Genomic DNA, 10,434 nt, shown 5'->3' with positions numbered 1-10,434 from the left:
GGGTCGGGGGCGGGGTCGGGGGCGGCGCCGCGGGTCCGCGGGGCGGGAACGGCGCCGGGCGTCTGGGGGGGGGGGGGGCGGGCGGTGTCCCAGAGCGGGAGGTGGGCGGTGCCGCCGGGGGCGGCGATGAGGTGGGCCCAGTCGGCGATGGCGGTGGGGGTGGGTTCGAGGACGGGGACGGGCACGGAGTCGAAGCGGACGAGTTCCGGGGGGAGGGTGGGGTCGGTGACGTGCCAGGCGTGGGTGGGGCCGCCGCGGCCGGGGGTGGTGACCTGCCAGGGGCGGGCGTCGATGCCGGTGCTCGGCCAGAGGCGGGGCGGGAGGGCGTGGATGATCGCGGTGGGGCCGGATCGGGCCCACCGTTCCATGACGCGAAGCATCGCGCCGTCTCGCCAGGCACGGCCGACGCCGTCGCTGACGACCAGGACGAGGGTGTTGCCCGTGGGGTCGCAGAGGGCCTTGGGGGACTCGGGACGGGTGCCGTGGCTGTAGGGGCTGCTGCGCAGGGTCGGGGTGGCGTCGCGGGTGTCGAGTCCGTACACCCGGACGTCGCGGAACGAGCCGGCGCGTTCCATGAGGGCGCGGATGTCGGAGGCAAGGCGCTGCCAGAGGAGCATGGAGATGCCGTCGTCGACGACGAGGGCGAGGGTGAGCCAGCGGGTGCGGAGGGGCCGGGTGACGGTCTCGGGCACGCCCGTCTCGGCGATGGCGGTGACGGTGCCGGGGATGTCGAGGGAGCGGCGGCGCGGGTCGGGGAAGCGCTGTCTGAGGGGGCGGAGGGATTTCTCCAACCGGAGACGGCCGGGACCGAGGGAGTGGTGGTCGGGGACGCCGACGGGGTGGGCCGGGTAGGAGCCCGTGGCCCGGTCGCCGTCGGCGCGGCGCCCTTGCGGGGCGGCCAGCAGCGGGTGTTCCTGGCGGGCTCCCCGGCGGGCGTCGCCGGGTGGGGAGTCGGGTTGCGGCGCGTCGGGGCCGTCGGGTTGGTGGGGCTGGGGCACGCCGGGGTGGGACGGGTGCAGGGCGGCGCGGGCGAGGGGTCCGGTGAGGTGGGGCAGCCTTCCGGCGAGCCAGAGGGCGTCGAGGAGTTCCTCGTGGGAGAGGTCCAGGCCGCTTGCGGCGAGGAGTCCGGTGACGTGGGAGATCACGGTGTCACACGGCTCCGCCGAGGCGGTGGAGTACGGATTGGAGGAGGGGACCGGAGTCGAGGCCGATGCCGCCCTTGCGGAGGAAGACGGCGTTGAGGAGTTGGTCGGTGGCGAGTTCGCCGGCGGCGCGGCGGGCGAGGAAGGTGGTCAGGAGGTCGTCGACCTCGGCGAGGGCGGCGGGGCCGAGATGGGCGGCGACGATGTCGCGCAGGCGTTGTTCGTCGGGTTCGGGGAGGTCGAGGCGGATGCAGCGGCGGAGGAAGGCGGGCGGGAACTCGCGTTCGCCGTTGCTGGTGATGACGACGACGGGGAACTCGGTGCAGCGGACGTGGCCGCGCCCGATGGCGGCGGGCTCGTCGGGGTCGTCGGTCTGTACGTGGACGGGGGCGTGGTCCTTGGGGAGCCGGGCGAGTTCGGGGATGACGAACTCGCCCTCCTCGAAGACGGTCAGCAGGTCGTTGGGGAGGTCCACGTCGCCCTTGTCGAGTTCGTCGATGAGGAGGACGCGGGGGCGCCGGCGGTCGACGAGGGCGTTGCCGAGGGGGCCGAGCTGGATGTACTGCCCGATGTCGGGTTCCGTGCCGTCGGCGTCGCGCGGCAGGGTGGCCTCGCGGAGCCGGCCGACGGCGTCGTACTGGTAGAGGGCGTCCTGGAGGGTGGAGCGGCTGTTCACGGGCCACTGGAGGACGCGGCCGAGGTTCAGTTCGTGGGCGATGGCGTGGGCGAGGGAGGACTTGCCGGTGCCGGGCTGACCGGTGACGAGGAGGGGCCGGCGCAGGTGCAGCGCCGCGTTGACCACGTCGGCCTCGTCGGGGCCGATGAGGTAGGGCCGGGGGTAGGGGACCTTGGCGCCGGTCCCGGACTCGGACTCGGGGCGGTCGAAGCGGCGCCACGGGGGTGCTTCGGGGAATGCGACGTCGCGGCGCTCGCCGTTCCCGCGGAAGAGGCGCCAGTCGTCTCCGGCGAGACGCGGGTCGGCCACGTGGACGGGCCGGCCGTCTCCGGCGGGGGCCTGCTCCGGGGAGCTCGTGCCGGTCGGCTGTTCGGGGGTGGTCATGACGCGTGGGTTCCTCTCCAGGGGTCCCTCAGGTGGAGCTGTTCGGTCCTCGGGTAGGAGCCTTCGGGTTCCCAGACGAGCGAGGGGCGGGCCCGTCGTTCCTCCGGGTGGGCGGCGGTGCGGCTGCGGAAGACGCGTACCCGCTCGGCGAGTCCGTCGAGCTCGTCGGAGGGCGCCAGTTCGCCGAGCCGGTCGGCGTCGTCGTAACCGGTGGCGTCGCGGTCCCAGAGCACGACGGGTACCCCGTAGGCGAGGCAGGTCTCGAGCCAGGCCTGGCGCTGGTCGGCGGGGCCGTGGAGGACGACGCGGGCGGTGTCGCGGTGTTCGGTGCGGAGCAGGTGCATCAGCTTGTCCCGGTCGCCGCAGGACGGTTCGGTGACGACGACCGACGTACGGCCCTTCTTCCACCGGCGTTCCCGGTCCTGGCCCCGGGTGGCGACGAGCCGGTCGAGGTCCGGGCAGCTGAGGGAGAGCTGGTAGTCGGCGCCGATCGGCGAGGGCGGGAGGAGGTCGTCGGGTGCCCCGGACTCCCATTCGTCGACGGCCAGGTGGAGGCCGGGCCGGTCGACGACGACGGTCACCCAGGGCACGTGGTCGTGCCCGCCGGGCTCCTGCCGTGCGGCGCCGACGGCCTCGGCGAGGGCGCTCGCCGCCTCCCGCGGGGTCTTCGGCTCCGACGACGGGCTCTTGAGGATCCGATGGGTGCCGTCGGTGCGGACCAGCAGGATCCGGCAGGCGTACCGGTCGCCGTCCGCGGCACCGTCGCGCTCCAGTTCCATGACCACGCGGGACACGAGCGAGTTCCTGCGGCGCTCGGCCCACCGCGCGGCGTCCATGCGCCGCTCCGCCAGGGCGTCGCCGTGGATGCCGATCCGGTCGGCCGTCCGCTTCGACCAGGCGCGCAGCTCGTGCTGTCGTTCGCCGTCCACGGCGGCGGCCACGTACTCGACCAGGCGGAGGAGCGCCGGGACGGGCGGGCTGCCCTCGGGGATGCCCTCCCCGTCGGGCAGTTCCTCGAGTGCCTCCACCGCGTCGGCGAGTTCGTGCTCCTCGATGCGGGGCCGGTCCAGGCAGTCGGGCAGCGCCGCGTACGGCAGCGCGTCGCGGGCGGCCTGGGGCAGCAGCGCCGACTGCTCGTCGCGGATCCCGCGCAGCAGGTGCAGGAGGTCGTCGAACTCCTCCGGCGCGAGGAACGGGCCGCGGCCGAGCACCCTCGCCTGGGTGAGGAACGCGGTGAGGCAGGAGCGGAACGCCTGGTCCACGGCGCGCGCGGCGAGGGCCTGCCCGAGTGCGGCGTGCGCGCGGGGGTGCGCCAGGAGGAGGGTCACGAGATCGGCCGCGGTGGGGGTGTAGTCGGCGGTCTCGTAGCCGAGTTCGCCCGCGAGTTCCCGGGCGTGGGCGGTGCGGGCGGCGGGGTCGGCGAAGAGCGGGCGGAGCAGTTGCTCCAGGGTCCGTTCCGCGGGTGTGCGCTCGGTGCCCGGCGCGGCCCTCGGTGCCGGTACGCCGATCGCGGTGGGTTCGGAGAGGGCGCACGCGTGCTCGGCGAGGTGGTTCAGGAACCCGGCGTCCTGGACGAAGGAGTGCGCGGGGACGGCGAGGAGTCTCCTGGCGCCGTAAGCCGCGGGTTCCTGGACGACGACGCCGACGAGCCTGTGGCCGCAGAAGACGGCGGCGCCGGAGACCCCTCCCCAGGCGTTCCCGCCGTCCGCGCCGGGTTCGGGGGCGGGGTCCTGGTCGAGGACGTAGTGGCGGCCGGAGCCGGAGAGGGGCGACAGCGTGCCCCGCAGGTTCTCGACGTCGCGCGTCTCGACGGCGGCGGCCTTCGGGTAGCCGAGTCCGGCGTACGGCAGCGGTGCCCGGCCGGCGGGGCGGCCCCAGAGGACGGAGCCGGGTATGTCCATGGCCTGGTCGATGCGCAGCAGCGCGACGTCGAGTTCGTCCGGCGGGGTCCACAGCAGCTCCGCCTTCGCGGTCCGTGTGGGGCCCTGTGCGGGGTGGCCGATCTGTACGGAGAGCTTCGGCCACGTCTCGCCGGTCTCGCGGTCCACCAGAACATGACGTGCCGTCAGCACGAGTCGGGGGCCGATGAGATATCCGGAGCCGGTGCTGCGTGGCCCGTCCTTCGTACCGCCGCGGATCAGTGCCAGTCGCGCCGGCTCCACGTCACTCCCCGTCGTCCCACGACCCGGTCTCGTCGTCGTTGACCTCGGGTCGGGTGCCACCGGCTGCCTTGTCCGCGACGGACAGCCGGATCCTCAGCGTGTGGGTGCGGACGCCGACCCGCTCGACGCCCCCGCCGACGGTGACGACGCCGAAGGAGAGCTTGCCGTCGCCCTTCCGGGAGTGGCGCAGTTCGAGCTGGAGCTCCAGCTCTGCCTCTTCCACACCGAAGGCGAACTGCTGGCCGACGCCCTGCCGCTGCGCCTCGTACAGCTCCTGCCGCAACTCCTCGATGGCCGCGGCCAGGCCGATCGTCGACATTCCGGCAGCTCCCCCGCTCAGACCCTCGGACGGACTCTCGGACAGGCCCGAGAACGCTGGGTCAGCGGTACGTTACAGCGAACGGGGGATGTCTCGAACCGGCCTGGAGACAATCGGCCAACGGGCGAAGTCGGCGTCCGAAAACGCCTGCCCGGCACGCAGTTGCGGGGCGTACGCTTCGGTTGGCGTGAAAGCGACGGGGGGCGGAGTACATGACGGACGGTTCGGAGCAGCGGTGGACGTCGGCTCTGGATTCGGTGGTGGTGTACGCGCGGGGCGCGGTGTGCCGCCGGCTGGCGCGGGGGACGGTGGCGCCGGGCGGACGGGTGCGGGTGACGGGGCTGCCCCGGTCGCTGGACCCGGGATCGCTGCGGGCCCGGGTCCTCGGCCCGTCCGGCCTGCGGGTGACCGAGGCACGGGTGGTGGTCGAGGCGGAGCCGCTCGGGTCGGAGGTGCCCGACGGGGCGGGGCGTGAGGTCGAGCGGCTGAGGGACGCGCGCGCCGCGGCGGAGGCCCGGCGGGACCGGCAGCTGGTTCTGATCAAGGAGGTCGAGGGACTCCACCCGGTGGCGCCCGGCCGGAAGCGGGACGAGTCGTACCGCCGGACCCCGGTCGACGCATGGCTGGAACTCGCCGACTTCGTGGACGAGCGGCTGACGGCACTGCACGCGCGTCTGGCCGAGCTGGAGGAGGCGGTGGTCGAGGCCGAGCACGCGTTCGCCGTCGCCGCCGACCGTCACCACCGCGCCTCCACCGACGCGCCGTCGGAGCACGTGGGGACCCGGGTCTGCGCGGCTCTGACCCTCGACGGCGCCGGTGACGCCGAGGACGACGTCCAGGTGGAAGTGGAGCTGGAGTACGGGGTGCCGGGCGCCGTCTGGGTGCCGACCTACCGGCTGTCGCACCGTCAGGGCGACGGCAGCGGCCGGCTGCTGCTGCGGGCCTCGGTGGCCCAGCGCACGGACGAGGACTGGAACGGCGTGCGCATCGCCCTGTCGACCGCCGACCTGCGGCGCCGCACCGACCTGCCGAAGCTGCGGTCGATCCGGCTCGGCCGCCGTCAGGAGGCCCCCGCGCCGTCCGGCTGGCGCGAGCCGCCGGCCGGGCTCGCGGACCTGTTCGCCGGGTACGACGCGGCGGGCCCCCGCCCGTTCACGCCCTCCGGGCCGGGGGGTGTCGCGGTCGGAGCCGCGGCCGAGGTCGACGTGGCCATGCCCGTGTCCGTTCCGCCGCCGGTGCCCCCGCCGGCGCCCGCGGCCCGCGCCCGGCGGCCCGCCGTCCCGCCCGCGCCGCAGGCGCCGGGCGGCGCGTACGGCGGCGCCCCGCCGGCGTTCGCCGGGCCCCCGGCCTCCCTCGCGCCCGCGGCCCCCTTCATGCCGGGGGCGCCCGGCGCGGCGGTGCCGCCGCCTCAGCCGCCGCCACCGCCGGGTCCGCCGCAGCCGAGCGGCGCCGAGCTCGACTACGCCGCGCTCGTCCTGCGCGGCCCCGACGAGCAGGGCGGCCGCCGGGGCCGGCTGTTCCCCGACACGCCCTTCGATCCGGTGGCGACGGAGTACCGCCGCCGTGCCGAGGCGGTGGCCGAGCTGCCGCTGCCCGGACAGGCCGTGTGGCCCCGCGAGTCGGCGGGCTCCTTCGACCACCGCTTCGACGCGGCCGCCCGCGCCGACATCCCGTCGGACGGCACCTGGCACACCGTCACCGTCGGCGAGATCGCGGTCGGTCTGCGCATCGAGTACCTGTGCGTGCCGTCCGTCGAGCAGACGGTGTACGCGACGCTGGTCCTGTCCAACGCCACCGACCAGGCGCTGCTCGCCGGCCCGGTGGAGGTCACCGTGGACGACGACTTCCTGCTGACCGCGGCGCTGCCCACGCTCGCCCCCGGCGGGGTCCGGCGGGTGGGGCTCGGGCCCGCCGAGGGCATCCGGGTCACCCGCCGGACGAACCTGCGGGAGTCGACCGCAGGCCTGCGGAACAACGTCACCGTGCTCGACCACCGCGTCCACGTGGAGCTGGCCAACCGGCTGGCGAGGCCCGTCACCGTCGAGGTCCAGGAGCGGGTGCCGGTCACCTCCGACGGGGACGTCCGGATCGAGGAGCGGGCCGACTGGACGACGCCCGATGAGGGCGCGGGGGCCGATCGCCACGCACCGGGCACCCGCGTCTGGCGCCTCGACCTGCCCGCGGGCACCACCGCCGCCCTCGACGGCGGCTACGAGATCCGCATCCCGACCGGCAAGGCCCTGGTCGGCGGAAACCGCAGGAGCTGACACCGCCATGACCACGACCACCACGACGACACAGCCGATCGCCCTTCCCGTCACCGCCGTGACGTGCCTGGAGGACCGCGCCCACATCGAGCGCACCGCCGTGCTCGACCTGACGGCCGGCGTCCAGCGGCTGCGCCTCGGCCCCGTCAGCGCGCTGGCCGTCGACCGGACCCTGCACGCCGAGTTGACCGCCGGGCACCCCGCGACCGTGCTCGACGCGCGGATCGTCCGCACCTGGACGCCGCGCGCGCCGCGGCCCTCCGCCGACGGCGACTCCCCCCTGCGCCGGCGCGAGGCCGCCCTCGAAGCGGAGCAGTCGTCCCTGGAGCGGCAGGGCGACCGGCTGCGGGCGCGCCTCGGTCTCCTCGGCAAGCTCGCCGCCGACCTGCTGCGCGAGATCGGCGAGGGCGCCGGCTCGGGCGAGAGCGAGCGGTCCCGCTGGGCCGCCGAACTGGACCGGGTGGACGCCGAACGCGACACGTACGCCGAACGGCTCCGCCTCGTGCAGGTCCGGCTGGTCGAGCTCGACGCCGAGTCCATGGAGACCCAGCGGGCGCTGTACGCCTCCGAGGAGGAGCCCGCCGAACTCGTCGGCCATGTCGAACTGACCGTGGAGGCCGCGGCCGACGGGCCCGTGGAGCTGCGGCTGAGCCACCTCACCCCGTGCGCGCTGTGGCGGCCGGCCTACCGGGCCGTGCTCGACGGCGACTCGCTGACCCTCGAGACCGACGCGATGGTCTGGCAGCGGACGGGTGAGGACTGGTCGGGCGTACGGCTGACGCTGTCGACGGCCCGGTCGGCGCTGGCCACCGATCCGCCGCGCCTGACCGAGGACCGGCTGACGCTGAAGGACCGCTCGTCGGCGGAGCGCCGTACGGTCGACGTGGAGCTGCGCGAAGAGGAGATCGGGGACCTCGGCCCGGCGTCCGTGCTCGGCCTGCCGGGCGTGGACGACGGCGGGGAGGCGCGGGTGCTGAGCGCCCCCGCGGCGGTCTCGGTGCGCGGGGACGGCCGCGCCCACCGGGTGCCGCTCTCCGCGTTCACCACGGCGGCGCGTGGTGAGTACGCCTGCGCGCCGGAGCTGTCCCCGCTGGTCACCCAGGTGGTGCGGTGCGACAACCTGTCCGGCCACGTGCTGCTCGCCGGGCCCGTGGACCTGGTCCGCGACAGCGGGTTCGGCGGCCGCGGCACGCTGGACTTCACGGCCGTCGGCGCCCCCGTCGAGCTGGCCTTCGGCAGCCGGGACGACTACCGGGTGGTCCGGCGGACCGAGGAGTCCCGCGACTCCGTCGGCCTGACCCAGCGGACGGTGGTCACCCGCACGGTGCGGCTGCACGTCTCCCGGTTCTCCGCGCCCGGGGAACGCGGCGAGCGGACGGTCGTCCTGCGGGAGCGGATCCCCGTCTCGGAGGTGTCGGCGGTGGAGGTGCGTCTCCACAAGGACGCGTGCTCCCCGGCGCCCGACGTGGTCGACGCCGAGGGCGTCGCCCGCTGGGACCTGGCCCTCCCGCCGGGCGGCCGCCGCACCGTCACCCTGGTGTACGAGCTGTCGGCGAGCGGCAAGGTCACCGGGCTCTGAGCCCGGGCGGGTCCGGCTCCGTGGTCAGGGGCTGGTGGTGGAGACCGCGTACACCCGGGGGAACGCCGGGTCGGTGAGGTCGACGGTGATGTCGGTGTCGGGCCGGGGTTCCTCGCGGGTGACGGTGGTGCCCGCCCAGACCGTGGCTCCGGTCGCCCCGCCGGATGCCTCGGTCGCACCGGTGGAGGGGCCGACGGTCGCCGGAGCGGTGGTGCCGACGGTCGCCGGAGTCGCCGCGCCGCCGGTAGGCGGGGTGGCCGTCCCGCCGGTCGGGCCGTCGTCGAAGGTCCAGTCGGCGATGTCGGCGTCGCGTTCGCTGACGGTGACGTGGCCCGGGACGAGCTGGGCGCGGCTGGTGCCGGACTCGGCCAGGAAGGCGTCGAGGCCGGTGGCGGTGGTCGTGAACTGGACGTACAGCCGGCTCGTCTTCCAGTTGCTGGTCTCGTAGTAGGCGACGTCCCAGGCGCCGGCGGGGATCGGGACCTCGAAGACCCGGCGCTTCATCTGGGAGGGCCGGTTCGCCTGGAGGCCGGCCGCGGAGGACTCGCGTTCCTTGTCGCGGCCGCTGTCGCGGCTCTGGCCGGCGGAGATGACGAGATAGCCGGCCGGGATGCCGACGAGCAGCACGATGATGACGGCCGTCAGCCAGCGGCGGCGGATCATGTGCCGGCGGTCCTCGGGCAGCTTGTCCTGCGGGGCGCGGGGCGTGGTGGACTGGTGGGGCACGGTCATGAAGGGGGGTCCTCGGGGGTACGGGCGGCCCGGCCCGAGGTCCCGTTGCGCAGGACCTGGGCGTAGCGCTCGTACCGTTCGTACCGCTCGACGCGGCGCCGGTTGGCGCGGCGGAAGCGGCGGGCGACGAGCCGGGCGAGGTCGGCGGCGCCGACCATGCCGGCCTCGGGGCCGAGCTGGGCGCGGGTGATGCGGGCCTCGGGGCGGTAGCCGCGGCCGGTGAGGTGGCGGCGGAAGGCGTCCCGGGCGGGGCCGATGAGGAGGTCGTCGGCGGCGGAGACGCCGCCGCCGATGACGAAGCAGGAGGGGTCGAGGGCGGCGGCGAGGTTGGCGATGCCGACGCCGAGCCACTGGCCGATGTCCTGGAGCAGCTCCACGCACATGGCGTCGCCCTCGCGGGCGAGCTCGGTGATGAGGGGGCCGGTGATCTCGGGGATGTTCCCCTTGACCCGTTCGATGATCTCGTACGCGACCGGGGAGTCGGCCGCGGCGAGCTCGCGGGCCTCGCGGACCAGCGCGTTGCCGGAGCTGTACTGCTCCCAGCAGCCGCGGTTGCCGCAGGGGCAGCGGTGGCCGCCGGGGACGACCTGCATGTGGCCGAACTCGCCGGCGACGCCGTACTTGCCCCGCTTGACCTGGCCGTCCTCCAGGATGGCGCCGCCGATGCCGGTACCGAGGGTGATCATGACGAGGTGGTCCTCGCCGCGTCCGGCGCCGAAGCGCCATTCGGCCCAGGCGGCGGTGTTGGCGTCGTTGTCGACCATGACGGGGACGGCGAGGCGGCCCTGGAGGGCGTCACGGAGGGGCTCGTTGCGCCAGGCGAGGTGCGGGGCGAAGAGGACCCGGGCCCGGTCGGCGTCGACCCAGCCCGCGGCGCCGATGCCGACGGCGTGCACGTCGTGCCGGTCGGAGAGGTCGAGGACCAGCTCGACGATGGTGTCCTCGACGACCTTCGGGCTCTTGGACTTGTCCGGGGTCTCCGTGCGGAGCTTCTCCAGGATGTTGCCGTCGGCGTCGACGACACCGGCCATCACCTTCGTACCGCCGATGTCGATGCCGACGGTCGGCACGCGGGGCGCCGTCAGGTGGGAGCGCCGCTCCCGGGTCCCCACGGTCCGCAGGACCGTGCCGCGGGCCGAGCCGCGGTGGGTCAGGTCACGGTAGGTACTCATC

Annotated in this window: 8 protein-coding genes; 2 read left to right on the top strand and 6 right to left on the bottom strand. The window is 75.2% G+C overall.

What is annotated here, in order from left to right:
- From OO54_RS45075 to OO54_RS16945, 4 genes are all read right to left on the bottom strand, one after another.
- The coding region (locus OO54_RS45075; protein ID WP_033204002.1) for an SAV_2336 N-terminal domain-related protein at positions 1–1,145 on the bottom strand (1,145 nt) is incomplete at its 3' end.
- 4 nt (positions 1,146–1,149) lie between these two features.
- On the bottom strand, positions 1,150–2,202 hold the full coding sequence (locus OO54_RS16955; RefSeq protein ID WP_234439405.1) for an AAA family ATPase: 1,053 nt from the start codon (positions 2,200–2,202) through the stop codon (positions 1,150–1,152).
- Positions 2,199–4,364 (bottom strand): VMAP-C domain-containing protein, encoded by a 2,166-nt coding sequence (locus tag OO54_RS16950; protein ID WP_033204000.1) that lies wholly within the window; start codon positions 4,362–4,364, stop codon positions 2,199–2,201. The genes OO54_RS16955 and OO54_RS16950 overlap by 4 nt, the downstream gene beginning before the upstream one ends.
- Before the next feature lies 1 nt (position 4,365).
- Entirely contained in the window at positions 4,366–4,683 is a 318-nt protein-coding gene (locus OO54_RS16945) for a trypco2 family protein (RefSeq protein WP_033203998.1), read from the bottom strand.
- A gap of 212 nt (positions 4,684–4,895) precedes the next feature.
- On the opposite strand from OO54_RS16945, the gene OO54_RS16940 reads away from it, so the two are divergent.
- Both OO54_RS16940 and OO54_RS16935 read left to right on the top strand, forming a co-directional pair.
- A complete protein-coding gene (locus OO54_RS16940; RefSeq protein ID WP_051786995.1) occupies positions 4,896–6,950 on the top strand; it encodes a DUF4139 domain-containing protein in 2,055 nt (684 codons plus the stop codon).
- A gap of 7 nt (positions 6,951–6,957) precedes the next feature.
- Positions 6,958–8,529 carry a mucoidy inhibitor MuiA family protein gene (locus OO54_RS16935; protein ID WP_033203996.1) on the top strand — a complete coding sequence of 524 codons (1,572 nt, stop codon included), beginning with the start codon at positions 6,958–6,960 and terminating at the stop codon, positions 8,527–8,529.
- A 24-nt stretch (positions 8,530–8,553) separates the two neighbouring features.
- Here the strand turns inward: OO54_RS16935 and OO54_RS47425 are convergent, their stop codons facing one another.
- Positions 8,554–9,261, bottom strand: a complete 708-nt coding sequence (locus tag OO54_RS47425; protein WP_037944563.1) for a hypothetical protein — start codon at positions 9,259–9,261, stop codon at positions 8,554–8,556.
- Entirely contained in the window at positions 9,258–10,433 is a 1,176-nt protein-coding gene (locus OO54_RS16925; RefSeq protein ID WP_033203994.1) for an ROK family glucokinase, read from the bottom strand. The genes OO54_RS47425 and OO54_RS16925 overlap by 4 nt, the downstream gene beginning before the upstream one ends.
- Position 10,434 lies beyond the last annotated feature (1 nt).

Source organism: Streptomyces wedmorensis (assembly GCF_000716445.1).
GTDB classification, from domain to species: Bacteria; Actinomycetota; Actinomycetes; order Streptomycetales; family Streptomycetaceae; genus Streptomyces; species Streptomyces wedmorensis.
Note: the sequence above shows the minus strand (reverse complement) of the source record. Positions and strands in the feature narration are given on the sequence as shown.